This window comes from Aeromonas sp. s13 (assembly GCF_040907905.1).
GTDB classification, from domain to species: Bacteria; Pseudomonadota; Gammaproteobacteria; order Enterobacterales; family Aeromonadaceae; genus Aeromonas; species Aeromonas veronii.
The window spans coordinates 36,495-54,870 of sequence record NZ_JBFOCS010000068.1; the positions used below are offsets into that span (position 1 = coordinate 36,495).

Here is an 18,376-nt window from a genome sequence, read left to right on the forward strand (position 1 = left end):
AATTGCACCGACAGGCGCAATCTGCCCCTCCTCTTAGCCCCATTTGGCCCGATCTAGCTGGGGCCGTCCTGTTGGCCCGATCCCTGCTTTCTGCTTAGCGAGCAACGGACTGCACCAGAGGGAGAGGTCGCCATGAACACCATCAACCTGCACCGGATGAAAAGCTGGGCCAAACAGGGGGAAACGCCACTGGCTCGCCGGGTATGGCGACTGGCCAAAAGTGCCCGCCACTGGTCATTCCCCGTGATCCCACCCCTGCATCGGCTGCTGTATCGGCTCTATCTGCTGGGCAGCAACGCGCTGGCGACCCTGACCCGCACCCTTTGGTGGACCCCCTTGTTTCAATCTCGCCTCACGGCCCCCGCCCCGCGCCTCTATCTCTATGGCGGCATCCCCTATATCAGCGGTCCGGTCACCATCGAGATCGGCGCCGACTGCCGTCTCAGCGCTGCCATGACCATCAGCGGCCGGGCATCGAGCCAGACACCAAGGCTGGTCATTGGCCGCAATGTCGGGATTGGCTGGCAGACCACCCTGGCGGTGGGCAGCAAGATAGTGCTGGGGGATAACGTCCGGATTGCAGGGCGTGCCTTTCTGGCGGGCTACCCGGGGCATCCGATCAACGCCCGCGATCGCGCCCTTGGCAAACCGGATCGCGATGAACAGGTGGGGGCCATTGTGCTGGAGCAGGATGTCTGGCTTGGCACCGGGGTGATGGTGATGGCCGGTGTCACCATAGGCGCCGGCACCATTGTCGCCGCAGGCAGCGTCGTCACCCGGGATCTGCCCGCAGGTGTGCTGGCAGCGGGGGTACCGGCCACCGTACTGCGCACCTTGCAACCACAGGATCACAGCGACCCCGCACACGCTTCGGAGACCTTTGCATGAAACCACACTCACTGCCGCAACTGGTGGTGCTGGGCGAGGATTGGGGCCAGCACCCCTCCAGCACCCAACACCTGATCAAGCGTCTGTTGCCCGATTATCAAGTGCTCTGGGTCAACTCCATCGGCATGCGCTGCCCCCGCTTTACCCTTCATGATCTCACCCGCATCGTCCGCAAACTGGGGGCCGTGCTGCGCGGCGCGCGCCATGCTGGCGGCCAGTCGGTTGCGCCATCAGAGGTCAGCAGCCCCCGGGTTCTGCCGCCGCTCGCCTTGCCACTGCCGGGCAGTCGTCTGGCGGGCAAGATCAATGGCCACTGGCTGGCGGCGCAGATCCGGCGCCAGTTGCCCGAGCTGGATCGCCCCTTGCTCTGGATCTCCCTGCCCAGCGCCGTCGATCTGATTGGCAAGCTCGAAGAGCGGGCGGTCATCTACTACTGCGGCGATGACTTCTCGGCGCTGGCGGGAGTGGATCATCAGGCCATTGCCCACTGCGAAGCCCGACTGGTGGAAAAAGCCGATCTCATTCTGGCCGCCAGCCCCGCGCTGGCCAGCCGCTTTCCCCCCCATAAAACCCGGCTCCTCAGCCACGGGGTGGATCTCGAGCTGTTTATGCCCCCCAGAGAACGCCCGGCGGATCTCCCTTCCGGCCGTCCCATTGCCGGATTTTACGGCAGCCTGAGCGACTGGATTGATATCCCCCTGCTGGCAGAGACGGCCGCCGCCCTGCCCCACTGGGATCTGGTGCTGATTGGCCCGGTCCAGACCGATATCTCCCCCCTCAAGGGGCTCCCCAATATCCATCTGCTGGGGCCCCGTCCCCACCACACGCTGGCGGCCTATGCCCAGCACTGGCAGGTGAGCCTGCTGCCCTTTGTCGACAACGCCCAGATCCGTGCCTGCAATCCATTGAAATTGCGCGAATATCTTGCAGCAGGGAGGCCCATCGTCAGCACCGATTTTCCGGCCCTCGATGGCTATCGGGATCAGATCCAGCTCCCCCACGATGGGGAGAGCCTGGCCGAGGCCATCAATCGGGCCGCCTTTGATCAACCCAATCCGGGCTGGTTTCAGGAGAGTGGCTGGGAGGGGCTCACCCGCAGCGAAGGGCGCCACACTCGCCAACAACAGGTGGCCCTGCAAAGCTGGGATCACAAGGCTGCCGAGCTGAACAACTGGTTGAAGGGGCTGCCCGGATGAGCAGAGGGCTCTGGCTGGTTATCCTGCTCTGCTGCCATGCAGCAATGGCCACCACTCGGCTGGAGGGGGAGACCCCTCTGCCCATGACAGGTAACCAGACACCCCAGCGGCTCGATCTGAGCACCCACAACTGGCCAATAGGCAGCGATGATGAACTGGTGATCGAGGGCCATAACCCCAGCGCACGCCCGCAAACCCTGATCCTGCGTATCGACGATGAGGCCTCGGTCAACTACCGCAGCCGGGTCAATCTGGAGCGGATTGTCGCCCCCGGCCCCTTCACCCAGCGCTTTGCCTTGAGCGAGTGGCGCACCAGCCAACCCAGAGCGCTGGCGCTGGACAAACTCACCAAGCTCTATCTCTTTATGGCCGATAACGCCCCCTCGCTGACCATTCACCGCTGGTACTGGGAGCCCGGTCTGACTCTGCCTGCGGGCACCATTGCGCTGGATCTGGGGGCCTCCACCGCCCCCCGCTTTACCGGCTTTGAGGCCCTGAGTCCGGGGGATCCCCGACTGATTGGCCACCCCACACCCATCTTGCGCCCCTCCGGCGATGCCCTGGTTCGCGATGGGCTGCGCAATCTTGATGGCGTACGGCTGGAGGTCGCCAAGGGGCGCTACCAGCTCACCCTCTGGCTCGATGATCCCGGTGAATGGGAGTACCTCCCCCACCCCTTCGAGCGCAGCGTGCTGGTCAATGGTGAGCCCATCTGGGCCGAGCAGTGGCAACCGCAGGAGTGGCTAACGCAGCGCTATCTGGCGGGACAATCTCGCGAGGCACTGCCAAATCCGGATCCCTGGCAGTTGTTCGGGGCGCGTCAAGGCGGTCCGGTCCATGTCACCCTGAACCACCCAGGCGGCTCCCTCACTATCACACTGGTGGGTCACTCACCGGATGCCAAGTACCTGGCGGGGCTGCTGCTTGCCCCCTATCCGGCCCCCACCAGCAAAAAGGCTCTCCCGAATAGTGGAAAAGATCTCGCCGTATTGGCCGACGCTACCGCAAGCGTGCTGACCAAGCAGCGCCAGCTGTTTTTGGAAAAGTGGACTCTGGCCCCCTATTCCCCAGCCCCAGCTTCGCAGCAGCTCAGCCTCACGCCGATTACGGATGCCGCCCCAACCCTGCAGATCGCCCCGCTGTCAGCGGCAAATGCGTTGCAGCAGACCTCGCAACCCGTGCTGGCCGCCCGTGGCAGCCAGCTGTTGCTGGAGTTTGCCATCCACGCCGCCACCGACGATCCGGCCCCCTTGCTGGTGATCCAGCCCCCCGAGCAGGCAGGATCGCCGCTGGCGCTGACCCCCTATTACGGCAAGTGGCATCTGGTTCGCCCGCAGGCGAGTGGCACCCTGCTGGCCCCCTCGGACCAGGAGCTGGTCGAGGGGATCGCCGGGCTCACCCTGCTGGCAGACGTGCCACGGCGTCTGGTGCTGCAGATCACCGTCCCCCGCGATGCGCCTGCGGGTCACTATCTCGGCAATATTCAGCTGCTGAGCCAGCAGCAACTGGTGCAGCTGCCACTGACTATCGAGGTGCTGCCGCTGACTCTGCCCGCGGCCAGCAAGCCGGTCGGCATCTATGTCGAAGCGCCCCCTTATCTGAATTGGCTGAGCCCCAATCCCGAGGCGTTAAAAGAGCAGATCGCCGAGGCCAGTCGCTGTGATCTGGAGCGGCTCGCCAAGCTGGGGATCAGCGGCCTCTCGCCCGCCCTGCCACAGGATGAAGCGGGGATGCGGGAGATCATGGGAGAGGCGGCCGGGCTCGGCTTTGTGCCGCCCCTGCTGGCCTATACCCCGCTCAAACGCTGGGGGAGCGCCCCTGCCAACCAGCTTGATCAGTGGCAGGCGCGGCAACACGGGCTGACCGCCAGCGGCTTGCCCCCGCTGGCATGGAGCCTGTTTGATGAGCCGGATCTTGCTACCCTGCCCGCCATTACCAGCCTGGCGCGGGAGATGAAACGGCGGGATCCGGCGGTGATCCGCGCAGGCCACTTCAACCACCCGGGTCAGGTTGGTCTGCTGGCAGAGGTGGAGATTGCCCTGATCAACGCAGGCTTTGGCGCCGACAAGGCCGATGTGGCGCGGGTGCTCCAGCACAAGGTCACCCCCTGGTTTTACAATCTGGGCACCCCGAGAGCCGCCGGGTTTTATCTGTGGCAGAGCGGCGCCGAGGGCTATTTGCAGTGGCATGGCCGCATGCCCACCGCCCTGCCCTATGACCCCACCGATGGGCGGGAGAGCGACTTTATGCTGCTCGGCCCGCAAGCCTGCGAGGCGCACCGCCTCTCCCACGATCTGCTGCTGTTGCAGCAAGCCATCGAGGATCTGCGCTGGCTCGCCTGGCTGGAACAGGAGGCCCGCTATCAGGTGGAGGCCGCCCTGCTGCTGGAGCGCCTGCGCGATCAGCTGCCGACCCGCTGGCAGGTGGCAGAGCAACTGCCCTCTGCCACCTGGATCCAGTGGCGCCGCGAGATTGAACAACTGGCCAAGGGATTGAAAACATTGCAAACTGGTGCCAACTCATCCTCCTGAAGTGACTGCGTATGGCCAACCAGACTCCCCGCACCACAGCCAAAGACAGCGCCCTGCCCCGCCTGTTGCCCCTTATGTTGCCGCTGCTGATCCTCACCGGTTGCGCCCGTCAGGAGCCGCTCAATGAGACCCTGCCGATCCTCAACCAGTTGCGGGAACAACAAATGGCCGAACAGCCCCAGCTGCAACTGCAGTACCAGCAAGCGGAGACACAACTGCCAGCGGATCAGGAGCAGCTGCTGCATCAGTTTTTAGGCCGCAAGGATCCGGCCCGGATTGCGCTGGTAAGCGGCCCCGGGCTGCAAACCGACATGCTGGAGAGTGCGCGGATAGCGAGCGTGCGGCTGACTGCCCTGACCCGCTTGCTGGGGTCTCGCGCCATTGAGCTGGAACCCCGCTATGACCCCATGCTGGCCCCCAATACCTTGCTGATCCGCATTCTGCCAAACGGTGAACCGGGGTCTGTCACCCCAGCGGCGGCGCAATAAGGCCGAGGCAGGTGGTCGGCAAGGCCACCCGATAGAGGGGATAAGGGGTCAGCCCCCACAATTTGCGCCAACCCTGGGTAAGACGGTACGAGAGCAGCGGCGGGCTCTGGTGCAACTCGCCTAAAAACATCACCCCCTGACTCATCCCTTCACTCGCCAGCGTCACTGACATCGCCTCCCGATCCGGCGCCACCAGCATGGCCTGCAGCAGGCCGTCACAGCGGGGATGGGCCAGCTGATAGCTGACATAGGTGCCGCCCAATACCGGCGTAGCCACCCGCAAGCGCCATCCCAGCTGGACCAACTCCATCAGCATGGGTTTTGCCCCCTCATTGATCGCCCGGTTCTGATAACGCCAGCCCATGGCGGCAGCACTGAGCAGCGCCACCAGCAACAGCAGCAGATACCCCCTAGATAGATGCATCACGGCGCCCCCTTAGAAACAGGATGGTCATCACCAGCAGCATCATATTGACCACCCGACTCTGATAACGCCACCAACCGCAGATATCCCTTAGACAGACCCATCACGGCGCCCCCGGATAAAGAGGATGGTCATCACCAGCAACATGATGGCCCACTGGTAGAGCTGGGCCAGCGAGCCGGTATGCAGCCAGCCATACCAGCGCAGATCCAGGCTCATCAGCACCAGACGCAGCTGATTGGCCCCGATATAGAGCAGGCAAACCAGCAGCAACATGGGCCACTGCCGGTAGAGTGGGCGCTCCGGTGCCAGCCAGCAGCAGGAGACCAGCCAGGAGAGCACCACCAGATAGAGTTGAGAAAACGAGGAGCACCCCTTGAGCACAATCAGCGCATGGCCCCCCAACCGCTCGATGCGATTGCCATCAAGGCGAGTCTCCCAGCCCAGCAGCTGCAACCACTGGCCCACCCCCCAGGCATCGAGCGCCAGCACAGGGCCGGAGAGCAGGGCAAACACCTGCTGCCCCCACAACACCGCCACGGTAAAGGCGAGCACAATCTGCAACACCGCCCGCTCATCGCCACTCTGATGACGGCGCCATAGCGAGGCCACCAGCAACAGACAGGCCAGCGCCTTGCAGCTGGCGCTGGGGATCAGGATCAGCAGGATAAAGAGGGCGAGCACCAGTGGATGCGGACGCCAGTTCGGTGCAACCCGCGATGCAATTTGCCACCAGATAGCAATCAGCAACACCACCAGCAGGTTGAAGTGGCCCATATTGAGCCACACCATGCCCCACTGATTGGCCAAACCAAGTAGCAGCCAGTTGGGTGCCCACTGCCAGGGACGGATCTCCATCGCAACTCCTGCCGGTTATCAGCACTTTTGACCGCTGTCGCAAGTTCCATGCCTGCCCGACCTCACCCGGATCAAGCCAAGTCCGAGGATGCAACAAAGCTGGCACGCTTTATTCATTCCACCCTGCTGGCACTAGCGCCAGGGAGAAGGAGTGAGCAATGAAACTCAAACCGTTGGCAGGGCTGCTGGGGATGTTGTTGGTAACCTCCCCCGCATACGCCTTGACCGAAGTCGATACCGAACTGCAACTGCTGATGGATGTGTCGGGCAGCGTCAGTTCATCGGAATTCAATCTGCAATTACAGGGGTATGTGGACGCCTTTTACAGTCAGGATGTACAAAGCGCCATCCTCGACACCAGTGGCGGCAAACTCGGGTCCATCGCCGTACAGATGATCATGTGGAGCAGCAGCAACCAGCAGAGCGTGATGACTGACTGGTTCCACCTCTACGACATGACCTCCATCAACAACTTCGCTGCCACCCTGGATGCCCTGGTCCGCCCCTATGCGGGTATGACGGCCCCCGGTTCGGCCATGGCCTTTGGTGCCCAGCAGTTTGATACCAACAACTACACCGCCGCCCGCCAGGTGATGGATGTGTCAGGTGACGGTATCCAGAACAACGGGCTGGATACCTCTACCGTGCGGGATCAACTGCTCGCCTCAGGCATCGATACCATCAACGGCATCACCATAGGTCAGGACTATGCCGATGGGGTGCTGCAAGAGTGGTATGTGGAGAACGTGGCGGGCGGTCAGGATGCATTTGTGATCAATGCCACCACCTTCGCCGACTTTGGCAATGCGCTGGAGCTCAAACTGGCGGCCGAAATTGAAGGGGGCATTATTCCGGAAGGTGCACTGGCTGCCCCCATCGAGGAGATCCCGCTGGCCGCCCAGCTGCTGCTCGGTATGCCACTACTACTGGCCTGGCGCTATCAACGCCGTAATCAGGGATGCCTGCAGCCCGCCAACGGGCAACTGGCGCCCGCCATCGGCTGATTTATCACCCCGTGTGTTGCGATTAGGGAGCCATGGCTCCCTGATTTTTTGCCGTAACCATGGCTTTCGGCAGAGGCCGCACAACTTCTGGTTTGAATACTGCCCGTCATCCGTCAGTAACTCAGCTCATTTATCGAGACTGATTGACAGTCTGCTGCTTCGCCGTAATGACAATCAGTGTCGTACTACATCATTCAAGTTTTGGCCTCGCCTGTAGCTCATGGCACAATGCATGCCTTGATTTTGGTTTGGGAGAGATATGACTCCAGCACAGGTGAAGCAATATGGTAAAGGATTGGGCCTGTAATTGAGCTTCCGTATTCGTTCCTTAGTACCTTGTCCGAGGGTGCATCTGCTATCAGAAAGCTATCTCCATATTCTGGTGGCTCAGTTGGTGGCGTATTGAGTGGAGAATTTGATGCTATCAAGTCAAGTTAAAACCATCATTCGATGGGCCTTAATTTTAATCATTGGTCTTGGCTATTATTTCTGGCTCGGTATAGCCTATTTACCGTTTGGTCATATATCAGAGAAAGAGAGTGTTTTACTTTCTGGGCCAATTAGCTTGGAGCAACACCGAGCAATATTGGAAAGTGTTATGGATGCGACCAATACAGTCTACAGCACTGCTTTTTGGGGTTTCTTGGTATGTGTCAGCCTTATATTGCTAATTTTTAGGAAGGTACGATAAAACCTGAAAGGCGGCATGATTTCTGCCCAGACCCCGCCCGACACTGACTCTCGAATTGGCACCGGTTGGGACGTACCTTCCTTATTGGCAAGGAGTGTTACCGCAAGTGTCAGATTATGTCTATCGGCTAATCGTCCCTATGAACTAACAGGCGCCAAACACGAAATGCAGTATAGGGCCGTAGGTTCGATTAGCGAAGCATAATCGGACGTTCGCGGCCTTTCTGCAATATGTTTCTTTAACTCGCCAAAACCCTTCCATCTTGCCACTTCTCCGCCCCAAAACTCACTCTCGAACTGGCAACGGTCGTTACGTTATTGCCATATTGACGTGGAGTATCACCGCGATCGTCCGATTACGCCTACCGGCTAATCGAACCTACGAGCTCTTATCTCTTGAAAGTTAGCTTCCAATTTCCCTCCTAGCGCATCATGTTTGTTAACGTGCGAGAAACGCAATACAGGTGCCGTCGCAAACCACCTAAAAAATAAACACAACGCATAGTAAAAATACCACGCGTTGCGAATCACAACTTAAACAGTTTGTTGGCAATATTGTTCCAGCTGGTCTTCTAGCTCAATAGCAATATCATTGAGTTTTCCTTCAGTTAAGATCTGCTGCATTCGCGTCAATTTTTTCTTTGTATCATTTAATTCAAAGATTTGCTCAGATGTAATCGAACTGTTTAACTCCGTCTGAAATTCAAGTTCATCTAACTGTATTGTAATTACATTTTTTTCTATCTCATCAATAAGGACTGCTCGTATAGGACAAGCTTGCGTTAACTCGACAAAGCGGTTATCGAATGATGCAAAAAATGGAATGAAGAACTCTCCTTTATAGCTCTTGGATGCCATAGTCTCTTGATACCTAAGAGCAAAGATATCCCATGACATACCTTTCAACTTGCTCTTTGTTTTGAAACCAATCTGACTAACAGGATCAAAGAAACGGAGTTTTTTACCATACTTCATGAATTTCCATGCAAAATATAATTCTGTTTTCGGAAATTTATCTAATTTAATGAGACAAAAATCAACTAAACTAGCCAACTTAGAATCAAGACTTAATTTTTTATCTTGGTTTAAAAGCACTGCCTTCAGCAACACTACGTATAGTAGCATTCTTCTTTGTTGAAACTTTTTAAGCTCTGAGCTTGAGTGAAAAGCATAAAGAGTATCTATTGCCCTTTGCCCTGCTTTCTCTCGAGTTTCTAGAAATTGAGGAGAAGTGACACTAAATATTTCTTTATTATATATTAGATGATCAAAACGCTTCAAAGCTCTAACCGTATTAAAGGGTCTATGATTATCAGGCTTCATTGAGTCATAATAGTTTTCTATTATAAAAAAAGAGTAATCAAAATTAAACCCATTATCAGCACCTTCTTTAATAAATCGAACTAGATTTTCAAAATCCTTTTCAGAGGCGTCTAAGCTTTTTCCATCTTCCCAGATTCGGAAGCGCTCAGCGGCATTAGAGTCAAGACTTAGCGAATAATCGATAGGTAACTCTACACGCCCTTCCTTCCAGGTTTTATCATACAACTCATCAGAGAAAAAAAGTAACGCAGTTCCATAGAAGTATTTTTTCAATACAGGACAAGCATCTTCTATCTCTTTTAGTGAAGTATTAGCAAATGTGTTTTCCAAATGATTTGTAGAATATATTAACTTGAAGCCACTAAATACATCTCGATTATTATCAATTAAATCTGAAAAGCTGAGATCCATATCATGATGAGCAATGACATTGAAAGCCAACTGTAGCCGTCTGAATCGTTCCTCTCTTGTTTCCATCTATTACTCCAAAGTCTGTATATTGCTGAAAGTAATTATATGGAAGGCAATGTTAATCAGATAACATAACGCTCCATCTAACGCTATCCCGCCACACTTCATTACCCAAAATAAATCATATCATTACCAACCAGATTACAAGTTTTGCTCTTTTTATTAACTAACTTAAGCAGCTCCATTTGTATCACCATGAAAAACCGTAGTCAAGAAACGAACATAGAAAGAACAATCTACCTCTTATTTTGTATGAGCCAAGATTAATATTTTGCCATCTGCATGATATAAAAAAAGCCTTATCAAAAGGCCTTTTCAGAAATATTCAGATTCCGGCTGATAGCCAGCTTTTGTGGCAATCAACCCGGTTCCGGTGACATGGGCAGCACCTGCCCATCCAGCGCATGATCACTATTGGATGGATAGTCCGGCACCGGCTCGCAGTAGGGAATGCGGCTTAGCACCGGCGCCTTGACCAGGGCGGCCAGCTGATCGGAGCGGCGCAGGCTGGCATCCGCCAGTTCGGCCACCAGCGCCAGACCGCAGCCGAGCCCCAACCCGCCAACAATGCCCGCCAGCAAAAACAGCCAGAGCGGGTAGTTGCTCGGCTTGCTGGGGGCAAAGGGTTTGTCGATCACCTTGATCCGCTCCCCCTGCTCGAAGTTGCCCAGATCGCCGGTCACCTTGGCCTTCTCATAGCGCAGCAGCAAATCCTGATAGAGGGTGCGCTTGACCGCCAGATCCCGCTCCAGCTCGGCGAGCTGGCGTTCGGTATCCCCCTGGGAGTCGACCACCTTGTCCAGCCCATCCAGCTGACTCTTCAAGCCAGCGGCGTTTTGCTCCGCTTCCGTCAGCTGCGTCTGGGCCAGCTGCCACTCGGGCCCACGCGCCATATCCGGTTGGGATTTGAGCTGCTCGAACTCCTGCTGCAACTGGTCAATCTGATAGCGCAGACTCTGCACCTTGCTGTGCTCGTCGCTGTAGCGGGCTCGCAGCAACACCAGCTCGGTGCGCATCAGTTGCAGCTTCTCATCCAGTTGGCGAGCAAGCTGGCTCTCCTGCCCCAGCGATAGCTGATCTACCCGGGCCCTGGCCTGCTGCAGGGTGATCAGGCTCTCGGCGTAACGCTCCTGCAAGCCATAGAGACGGGCGACGTTGGTACTCTGCTGCTGGGGCAAGGCGCTGGCATGCTCCCGTTTAAAATCGGCGAGCAGCTGCTCGGCCTCTTGCAGTTCGCTGCGGCGGCTGTCGAGCTGGCTTTGCAGGAAACGTTCGGACGATTCCGCCGACTGGCGCCCCTTGCTGAGCAGGTTGAAGAAAAAGCGCCGTGAAATGGCTTCGAGCAAACCTGCACTGTTGGCCGCCGAATCCGCCTTGACCTTTATCTCGATCACCTCATCGCCAATCAGCCGCAGCGAGACGGCACTCGAGAGCCAGTCCATGATGGCATCGCGCTTGGCCGGGGGAGTCTCGTCATTGACCAGACCGCGATCCCGCGCAACTCCATCCAGCACATAGCGGCTGCGCAGCAGGGCTTCGAGCACCGCAAAGCGATCCTTGAGACTCTCCTGAGTGATCAGGTCCTTGAGGGTCGGAGTCTGGTTGGCATCTTGCGGCACCATAAAGGTGGTGCGGCTCTCATACTCCTTGGGAGTGAGCAGACCGACCGTCACGCCCACCAGCGGCATCACCAGCACCGGGATCACCAGCAGATAACGACGGCGCCAGGCGGCAAAGAGAATGATGTAGAGGTTGTAATAGAACTGGACAGGCATGGCATCACTCCCTGAGAAAAGCCCTCCCCCCGCACGATGCAAAGGCAGTGCCACTACAGGAGCTGATCGCCTCTGTGGGCAGATCGCAAGAGTGGTACAAGATTCGCATTCTTCCGCTATCCGGGGTGTCACCCCTTCCCTTGCCGGAGCGCGAACCATGTTGTCATCAACCCCGTCGCACAGACCCCATCCTCGCAGGGACTACGTCGTCCAGCCTATCGTGCAACCCATCGTGCAACCTGTTGTGCAAATCGTGCAGCACCTGCAGCCCGGCGGGCTGGAGACCATGGTGCTCAACCTCACTCAGGCAAGCCCTGCCGATCAGCCGGTGCATATCATCTCCCTCGAAGGGCGCAAAGGGGATGTGCTAAGGGCGTGGCCCGCCCTGCATCCCTTCGCGGGCCACATTCACTGCCTGGAAAAGCCTGCGGGCTGGTCGCTGGCAACCCTCTGGCGGCTCACCCGATTGCTGCGCCAGCTCAAGCCAGTCGCGGTACATACCCACCATCTGGGGCCCATGCTCTATGGCGGGCTGGCCAGTCGGCTGGCCCGGGTGCCCACCCTGGTACACACAGAGCACGATGCCTGGTATCTCGATGATCCCCATCAGCGCACGCTGGCCCTGTGGGGGCTGCGCGTCTTCAAACCCATTCTGGTTGCCGATGCCACGCCGGTGGCCAACCAGCTGCTGGCCAAGCTGGGCCAGCTGTCGCCAACCGTGATCCCCAACGGCATCGATGAGCTGCGCTTTGCCCCGGGCGCCGCAGCCCTCGCCCGTCAGGAGATAGGGCTGCCGCAAGGGATCAAGTTGATTGGCTGCGCCGCCCGCCTTGAGTCGGTCAAGGGACATACCTTGCTGCTGGAGGCGATCCGCACCCTGCCGGAGGAGGTGCATCTTGCGTTGGCAGGGGTCGGCAGTTTGCAAAATGCGTTGCAACAACAGTGTCAGCAACTGGGGATCGCCCATCGGGTCCATTTTCTGGGGCTGGTCGAAAACATGCCGCGCTTCTATCAGGGGCTGGATCTCTTCTGCCTCCCCTCACTGGCGGAGGGGATGCCGCTTTGCGTGCTGGAAGCACAGGCGTGCGGGGTGCCGGTGGTGATGAGCGACGTGGGGGCGGCCAGAGAGATCGTCTGCCAGGCCAGCGGCCATATCCTGTCGGAGCGGGATCCCGGCCGCCTTGCCCAGCTTCTGGCACAAGGGTTGCTGCAGTGCCATAGCCTGCGTGCCGTCACCCGAGAGTTTGTGTGCCAGCAAAGCAGCTTGAGCCGGATGGCTCAGGCCTATCAGCAGCTTTACAGCCGCTGATCAAGCGACCCGATGACCAGAGGAGCATCCCATGGAATGGATCATGATCGTGTTCTGGCTGTGCGCTGTACTGGTGGTCTACCACCATGTCGGCTATCCCCTGCTGCTCAAGTTCGGTGGTCAGCAGGCGCGCAAGGTGGCCAATCCGCCCCGCCCTCTGGATCGAGGGTTCAAAACAGACGCCACCGATGAGGCGCTGCCGACCATCACCCTGCTGATGCCGGTCTACAACGAGGCGGCGACCATCGCGGCCAAGCTGCAAAACCTCGCCAGCCTCGATTACCCCGCCGACAAGCTGTGGGTTCATGTGCATTTCGACGGCTGCAGCGACAACAGTTACCCCATTGCACTCAGCCAGCTCGGTGATCCCGCCCTGCAGCAGTTGCAGATCAGGCTGTTTGATCACCCCCGCAATCGCGGCAAGGTTGCCGTGCTCAACGAGGCCATGACCCGGGTGCACAGCGATCTGGTAGCCCTCACCGATGTCTCGGCCCTGCTGCCCATCGACAGCCTGCTGCTGGCGGTCGCCCATTTTGCCGATCCCAAGGTAGGGGTGGTCGGGGAGGCATACCGCTTCTGGCAACCGGGCTCCCAGGGCGAGGAGAGTTACTGGCACTATCAAAGCCAGATCAAGCTCTGCGAGTCGGCCCTTGGCGGCATGCTGGGTGCCCACGGGGCCTTTTACATGATGCGCCGGGAGTGCCTCACCCCGCTGGCCGCCGATACCATCAACGACGATTTCATCCTGCCGATGCAAGCCATCGCCAAGGGGTATCGCGCTGTCTATGACAATCGCTGCGCCGCACTGGAGCTGGAAGTTTCCGATGCCGCGCTGGAGGCGACACGGCGCAAGCGGATCGGGGCTGGCAACACCCAGCAACTGCTGCGGTTGCTGCCCCTGCTACACCCCAAGTTCGGCTGGGTTGCCTTCAACTTTGCCAGTGGCAAGGGGCTGCGGGTGTTGATGCCGCTCTGCCTGACCCTGCTGTGGCTCTGCGCCATCCCGCTGGCCACCCAATCCCTGCTATTTCAGCTGTTGCTGGGGCTGCAACTGCTGGGGTATCTACTGGTCATCCTGATCCAGCTGACCCCTGTGCACCCCTGGCCCAATCTGTTTCGCAAGATCCACTATCTGGTACTCGGACACTGGTACAACGGCATGGGCACCCTGCGCTACTGCCTGCGCGCCCCCATACGTTTCATGTCACAGGAGAAAGCCGTATGACACACCCCATTCCAAGATTGACCCTGGTGGTCAAACGCAGCATGGATCTGCTCGGTGCCACTCTTGGCCTGCTGCTGACGCTGCCACTGTGGCCGCTGATCATGCTGGCCATCCGGCTCGATAGCCCGGGGCCGGTGTTCTTTCGTCAGCTGCGGATCGGGCGCAGCCACGCCACCCATACCGAGCTCTTTTTCATGATCAAGTTTCGCACCATGCGCGCCGACGCCGAGGCGGCCACCGGGCCGGTCTGGTGTGGCAAGGGGGACAGCCGGATCACCCGCAGCGGCGACTTTCTGCGCAAAACCCGGCTCGATGAGCTGCCGCAGTTTATCAATGTGCTCAAGGGGGAGATGTCGCTGATCGGCCCCCGTCCGGAGCGACCCGGGATCGCCAACCGGCTGGAAGATGCGGTGCCGTACTTTATCGAACGCACCTATGAAGTGGCCCCCGGCATTACCGGTCTGGCACAGGTCAATCAGGGTTACGACGAGTCGCTCGATGATGTGCGCAGCAAGCTGGCGTTCGATCTGGCCTACTCGGTCGCCCTGCTCCACCCCTGGCGCTGGCTGGTGCAGGATGTACATATCATTGGCAAGACGATCGCCATCATGGTCGGCAAGAAGGGGCGCTAATCCCGCCGCACCAACCTCAACCACTTCTCAACGCCCATCAGGCCATTGTCACTGCAATGGCCTTTTTTATGGCGCATCCTTGTGGCACATCAATGGTGATCACAAAGAAGTCAGCGACCTGATCGCCATCATCTGGCCCCATCCATCCGCAGGCCTGATGTCCGCTTGCCCCCCCCGCAGAAACCCAAGTGTTGCGTGATCACAGAAGCAATCCGCCCCCTGCAACCCCTAACACCGGCACATAAAAAAACGAGTAGCCAGCGGCCACTCGTTTTTGGCGGGTTTCCCCTTGGGGATTCAGGCGCCGTAGACAGCCAGAATATCGGTCACTCTGTTGTTGACGCTGTACCCGCGGGCTATGGTGTTGCGGGCCGCCTGACTCATTTTGCTGCGCACCACCCCATCGCTGCGCAGCCAGTAGTTGACCAGCTCCGCCATATCCCGCACATGGCCGGGCTCCACCAGCCAGCCATTGGATTTATGGTCGATCAGATTGACCAGGCCCCCCACCGCAAAGGTACAGACCGGTATGCCGTGAGCCATCGCCTCCAGGGCCACCAGCGGCAACCCTTCAAAGCGGGAGGTGATGCAGAGCAGGTCGATGTTGTGCCACTCATTGGCCATGTTCTGGAAACCATGAAGCTGGACGCGATCACCATACTGCTGCAACAAGCCGCTTTTCATGGGGCCATCCCCGTAGAGATGAAACGCCCCCTCCGGGCAGAAGGCAGCCAGCTGGCAGAACGCCTCCGGCCCCTTTTCCGGCGAGAGGCGGCCGACAAAGGCAATCCGGTTGCCAGTTACCGCAGCCGGCGTCGCAGGCATGGGGACAAAGTTGCTGATCACCGTGCTCGGCACAGGCAATTTGCGAGCGATGGGCTCGCTTACTGCAATACACTTCGCAAAACGCGCTGTAGTGCGATCCAGCCAGCTGTAAAACTTCAGCAAACCCTCCCCATCATCTCCACTGTGAAAAGTCGAGACCACCGATTTACCGGTGAACCAGGCTGTCAGCCGCCCCAGCACCCCGGCCTTGTAGCCGTGGGTATGGATCAGCACAGAGGCAGGCTGGCGAGCCAGACGGCGCATAAAATCGCGGCTGTTGTGGCACACCTCGTAGGGCAAGCCCTGTTGTTTGAGCAGGGTCGTAAAGGGGGTCATGCCGTGGTTGCTCACCAGCACTATGGTGGGGCGAAATCCTCTGGCCAGCAGATCGTTGGCCAAGTGGATAATGTGAACTTCAATTCCACCGACCTGACGCGCATCGATGGCCAGCCAGATCTGTTGCATGGGTAACATAAGGCCCTCCTCCCGTGGCTCCATGCCACCTGAAATGAGGCGCTGCATAGAGCGGGCCAGTCAGGCAAAGAGGGGCAGGATCAGGCGCCGGGACAGGCGACCAGCAAGAGGGTCATGTCATCGAGGGCGGCATCATTGATGCGCTCATCAAACCAGCGGGCAATGCGATGAGCCAGTTGCTCAAGACCGGGCCTCGAAGTCAGGCAGATCTCTTTTAGCTGCGACTCCCAGCGCTGGCGCTCTGCGGCATCACGGCTATCGAGCAGGCCGTCGGTCCAGAACAGCAGGATCTCGCCGGGCTTGAGCTGACGCTCATTGGTCACGAAGTGGGGATCCGGGCGCAAACCGGGCAAGGGGCCGGTCACGCCGACCTGACGGATGGTACCGGGCCCGACCAGCCAGGGCGCAGGGTGGCCCGCGCTGGCCCACTGCACCCGCCCCTCGTTGCCGAGCTCAATACAGAGGGTGGTGAGCAGGGTTGCCCCGAGGAGCGGATCACTGTGAACCGCATTGGACAAGATGGTCAGCAAGCGGGCGGGGGCGCGCTCCAGATCGTGCGCCGTCAGCAAGCCACGCAGATAACCGGCATAGGCATGGGCGAAGAACTTGGCTTCCGCATCGTGGCCCATCACATCTCCGAGCCACAGCACCCGATCCTTGACCAGCAGAAAGTCCCCGCCCCCCACGGTGGCCGCACGGGTTTGCAGCGCCAGCTGGTATCCCCCTATCGAGGTGGCGGGCAATAACGGGCGCAGCGCCGAGGTCATGCGCTGATCCAGCTGCTCGCCCCATTGCGACTTGAGCTGCTGCGATCGTTGCAGCACCCGCGAAACCGCCAGCAACAGGTCCTGCTTGGTGATGGGCTTGACCAGAAAGTCATCGATCCCCAGCGCCCCCGCCCGACTCTGGGTCCACTGATCCTGATGACCGGTCAGGAAGATAAAGGGCACCCCCTTCATCTTGGGATCCTTCATCAACTGCTGGCGCAGCCCAAAGCCATCGATCCCCTCCATCTCGATATCGGAGAGCACCAGCGCGGGGGGCTGCTTTCCAAGCGCCAGCAGGGCGGCATGGGAGTCGGCATAACTTTCAACCCGATAGTGCTCATGGAGATAGGCGGTGAGCAGGGCACGCATCACCTTGTCATCATCGATCACCGCGATCACCGGCAGTTGGTTGACCGGGCCCTGCTGGCGAAGGGTCACGCGATTGCGATCACCGTCGCGAGAGAAGTGCACCTCGGCAAACAGTTGGTGCACCAGCGCCAGCCCGTATCCCCCCTCCTGCAGCTCATCGGGTAACGGCGCACTGGCAAGACCGGGTTGCGGGCCGCCATCATCCTCCAGTATCAGACTCAAACCCGTTTCATCCTCTTTCAGCGTGAGCCAGAGCCGGGTCGCGGGAGGGACGGTGTGTTTGACACTATTGGTGGCCAGCTCACTGAAACAGAGCAGCCAGTTGGCTTGATCCTTTGGGGAGACCTGAAACAGGGAGAGCCCCTGTGCCAGCCGGTTGCGCAGTTCGCGCACCGCCTGCAGGGTTGCCGGAGCAGATCGCAACCAGTCATCCATATCGGGCCTCCATCAGCGGGCGATCAGATCCGGAAATTGAGCAAGGCACTGCGCCGACACCAGCGCTTGAGCCATTCGGTCACCCGGTTACTGGGCAGCCGGTTGAGTTCGCGCAGGATCTCGCTGGCCAGCCCCGGGTTGAGCTTGTCGTTATAGACAGCGCCAACCAGATTGGCCTCGGCACGGGTCAGTTTATCCACCGCACTTTGTACCACGGTCGTCGGGGTCACCCCCGCCAGCACCACCAGCAGTGCCCCTTCACAGGCCCCACACACCTGATCGGCCGGAATATTACCACGATTGAGGGCGGTGAGCGGGGAGGTATCGAAGATCACCACATCGTAATGTTCCAGCCAGCGAACCAGCAGCTGACGCAAGGTATCCTTGTTGCGAAAAGCCATCAGATCCTTGCCCGGCGCCGGGAGCAAGGACAAGGAGCGGCCAGTGGCCACCGGCTCGGGCACATCATTGGGCCCCCAGGCAACCGCCGTGGCGCGGCCGGGGTGATAGAGATTGAGATCCACCAGCAGGGTGCGCAGCCCATCCGCCTCCGAGCGCCTTGCCAGCGCATCGCAGATGGAGCTCACCCCCTCTCCCCCTTCTGACGAGGTGACCGCCAGCGAGCGGATCCCCCGGGCGACCGTCGCCGCATAGAGGGATTCGAGCTCCAGATATTGAATGGGGATGCTCAT

Annotated in this window: 15 protein-coding genes; 8 read left to right on the forward strand and 7 right to left on the reverse strand. The window is 59.0% G+C overall.

Translation table 11 applies throughout. The annotated features are described in order from the left end of the window. The first annotated feature begins 132 nt into the window (after positions 1-132). Genes AB5Y82_RS13600 through AB5Y82_RS13615 form a run of 4 tightly spaced genes read left to right on the forward strand, consistent with a single transcriptional unit; the run spans position 133 to position 5,103 of the window. Positions 133-888, forward strand: coding sequence for an acyltransferase (locus AB5Y82_RS13600; protein ID WP_368174096.1), 756 nt, complete (start codon positions 133-135; stop codon positions 886-888). After that, positions 885-2,084 carry a glycosyltransferase gene (locus AB5Y82_RS13605; protein ID WP_144712893.1) on the forward strand — a complete coding sequence of 400 codons (1,200 nt, stop codon included), beginning with the start codon at positions 885-887 and terminating at the stop codon, positions 2,082-2,084. The genes AB5Y82_RS13600 and AB5Y82_RS13605 overlap by 4 nt, the downstream gene beginning before the upstream one ends. After that, entirely contained in the window at positions 2,081-4,615 is a 2,535-nt protein-coding gene (locus AB5Y82_RS13610; protein WP_368174097.1) for a hypothetical protein, read from the forward strand. Before AB5Y82_RS13605 ends, AB5Y82_RS13610 begins: the two co-directional genes overlap by 4 nt. Positions 4,616-4,626: 11 nt before the next feature. Beyond that, positions 4,627-5,103 carry a hypothetical protein gene (locus tag AB5Y82_RS13615; protein ID WP_368174098.1) on the forward strand — a complete coding sequence of 159 codons (477 nt, stop codon included), beginning with the start codon at positions 4,627-4,629 and terminating at the stop codon, positions 5,101-5,103. Here AB5Y82_RS13615 and AB5Y82_RS13620 read toward each other — a convergent pair. Together AB5Y82_RS13620 and AB5Y82_RS13625 are read right to left on the reverse strand one after the other, a co-directional pair. Further along, a complete protein-coding gene (locus AB5Y82_RS13620; RefSeq protein ID WP_335843851.1) occupies positions 5,081-5,527 on the reverse strand; it encodes a hypothetical protein in 447 nt (148 codons plus the stop codon). The genes AB5Y82_RS13615 and AB5Y82_RS13620 overlap by 23 nt on opposite strands. A gap of 90 nt (positions 5,528-5,617) precedes the next feature. Then, positions 5,618-6,385: a hypothetical protein gene (locus tag AB5Y82_RS13625; protein ID WP_368174099.1), complete on the reverse strand. Its 768-nt coding sequence runs from the start codon at positions 6,383-6,385 to the stop codon at positions 5,618-5,620. Positions 6,386-6,543: 158 nt separating this feature from the next. Here AB5Y82_RS13625 and AB5Y82_RS13630 point away from each other — a divergent pair, with 158 nt between their 5' ends. Then, positions 6,544-7,389 (forward strand): DUF1194 domain-containing protein, encoded by an 846-nt coding sequence (locus AB5Y82_RS13630; protein WP_368174100.1) that lies wholly within the window; start codon positions 6,544-6,546, stop codon positions 7,387-7,389. Positions 7,390-8,613: 1,224 nt separating this feature from the next. Here AB5Y82_RS13630 and AB5Y82_RS13635 read toward each other — a convergent pair. Then, on the reverse strand, positions 8,614-9,879 hold the full coding sequence (locus tag AB5Y82_RS13635; protein ID WP_368174101.1) for a hypothetical protein: 1,266 nt from the start codon (positions 9,877-9,879) through the stop codon (positions 8,614-8,616). A gap of 353 nt (positions 9,880-10,232) precedes the next feature. Then, the gene (locus AB5Y82_RS13640; RefSeq protein WP_368174102.1) at positions 10,233-11,648 is read right to left on the reverse strand and encodes a GumC family protein; all 1,416 of its coding nucleotides are present in this window, start codon (positions 11,646-11,648) and stop codon (positions 10,233-10,235) included. A gap of 157 nt (positions 11,649-11,805) precedes the next feature. Between AB5Y82_RS13640 and AB5Y82_RS13645 the strand changes: the two genes are divergently transcribed. From AB5Y82_RS13645 to AB5Y82_RS13655, 3 genes are read left to right on the forward strand one after another with little or no spacing between them, the layout of a single operon-like run. After that, positions 11,806-12,957 carry a glycosyltransferase gene (locus AB5Y82_RS13645; RefSeq protein ID WP_368174103.1) on the forward strand — a complete coding sequence of 384 codons (1,152 nt, stop codon included), beginning with the start codon at positions 11,806-11,808 and terminating at the stop codon, positions 12,955-12,957. Positions 12,958-12,988: 31 nt separating this feature from the next. Further along, positions 12,989-14,182 (forward strand): glycosyltransferase family 2 protein, encoded by a 1,194-nt coding sequence (locus AB5Y82_RS13650; protein ID WP_368174104.1) that lies wholly within the window; start codon positions 12,989-12,991, stop codon positions 14,180-14,182. Continuing rightward, a complete protein-coding gene (locus tag AB5Y82_RS13655) occupies positions 14,179-14,814 on the forward strand; it encodes a sugar transferase (protein WP_005333398.1) in 636 nt (211 codons plus the stop codon). The genes AB5Y82_RS13650 and AB5Y82_RS13655 overlap by 4 nt, the downstream gene beginning before the upstream one ends. A 297-nt stretch (positions 14,815-15,111) precedes the next feature. On the opposite strand, the gene AB5Y82_RS13660 is transcribed toward AB5Y82_RS13655, so the two are convergent. From AB5Y82_RS13660 to AB5Y82_RS13670, 3 genes are all read right to left on the reverse strand, one after another. After that, the gene (locus tag AB5Y82_RS13660) at positions 15,112-16,113 is read right to left on the reverse strand and encodes a glycosyltransferase family 4 protein (protein WP_368174105.1); all 1,002 of its coding nucleotides are present in this window, start codon (positions 16,111-16,113) and stop codon (positions 15,112-15,114) included. 80 nt (positions 16,114-16,193) lie between these two features. Beyond that, positions 16,194-17,684 carry a SpoIIE family protein phosphatase gene (locus tag AB5Y82_RS13665; RefSeq protein WP_368174106.1) on the reverse strand — a complete coding sequence of 497 codons (1,491 nt, stop codon included), beginning with the start codon at positions 17,682-17,684 and terminating at the stop codon, positions 16,194-16,196. A 23-nt stretch (positions 17,685-17,707) separates the two neighbouring features. Then, entirely contained in the window at positions 17,708-18,376 is a 669-nt protein-coding gene (locus AB5Y82_RS13670) for a tyrosine-protein kinase family protein (RefSeq protein WP_076493047.1), read from the reverse strand.

Excerpts from the sequence above, each read along its gene's own strand:
- AB5Y82_RS13600 (WP_368174096.1), top strand. The coding sequence starts at position 133 with ATGAACACCATCAACCTGCACCGGATGAAAAGCTGGGCCAAACAGGGG.
- AB5Y82_RS13605 (WP_144712893.1), top strand. The coding sequence starts at position 885 with ATGAAACCACACTCACTGCCGCAACTGGTGGTGCTGGGCGAGGATTGG.
- AB5Y82_RS13610 (WP_368174097.1), top strand. The coding sequence starts at position 2,081 with ATGAGCAGAGGGCTCTGGCTGGTTATCCTGCTCTGCTGCCATGCAGCA.
- AB5Y82_RS13615 (WP_368174098.1), top strand. The coding sequence starts at position 4,627 with ATGGCCAACCAGACTCCCCGCACCACAGCCAAAGACAGCGCCCTGCCC.
- AB5Y82_RS13620 (WP_335843851.1), bottom strand. The coding sequence starts at position 5,527 with ATGCATCTATCTAGGGGGTATCTGCTGCTGTTGCTGGTGGCGCTGCTC.
- AB5Y82_RS13625 (WP_368174099.1), bottom strand. The coding sequence starts at position 6,385 with ATGGAGATCCGTCCCTGGCAGTGGGCACCCAACTGGCTGCTACTTGGT.
- AB5Y82_RS13630 (WP_368174100.1), top strand. The coding sequence starts at position 6,544 with ATGAAACTCAAACCGTTGGCAGGGCTGCTGGGGATGTTGTTGGTAACC.
- AB5Y82_RS13635 (WP_368174101.1), bottom strand. The coding sequence starts at position 9,879 with ATGGAAACAAGAGAGGAACGATTCAGACGGCTACAGTTGGCTTTCAAT.
- AB5Y82_RS13640 (WP_368174102.1), bottom strand. The coding sequence starts at position 11,648 with ATGCCTGTCCAGTTCTATTACAACCTCTACATCATTCTCTTTGCCGCC.
- AB5Y82_RS13645 (WP_368174103.1), top strand. The coding sequence starts at position 11,806 with ATGTTGTCATCAACCCCGTCGCACAGACCCCATCCTCGCAGGGACTAC.
- AB5Y82_RS13650 (WP_368174104.1), top strand. The coding sequence starts at position 12,989 with ATGGAATGGATCATGATCGTGTTCTGGCTGTGCGCTGTACTGGTGGTC.
- AB5Y82_RS13655 (WP_005333398.1), top strand. The coding sequence starts at position 14,179 with ATGACACACCCCATTCCAAGATTGACCCTGGTGGTCAAACGCAGCATG.
- AB5Y82_RS13660 (WP_368174105.1), bottom strand. The coding sequence starts at position 16,113 with ATGTTACCCATGCAACAGATCTGGCTGGCCATCGATGCGCGTCAGGTC.
- AB5Y82_RS13665 (WP_368174106.1), bottom strand. The coding sequence starts at position 17,684 with ATGGATGACTGGTTGCGATCTGCTCCGGCAACCCTGCAGGCGGTGCGC.
- AB5Y82_RS13670 (WP_076493047.1), bottom strand. The coding sequence starts at position 18,376 with ATGAGCATCCCCATTCAATATCTGGAGCTCGAATCCCTCTATGCGGCG.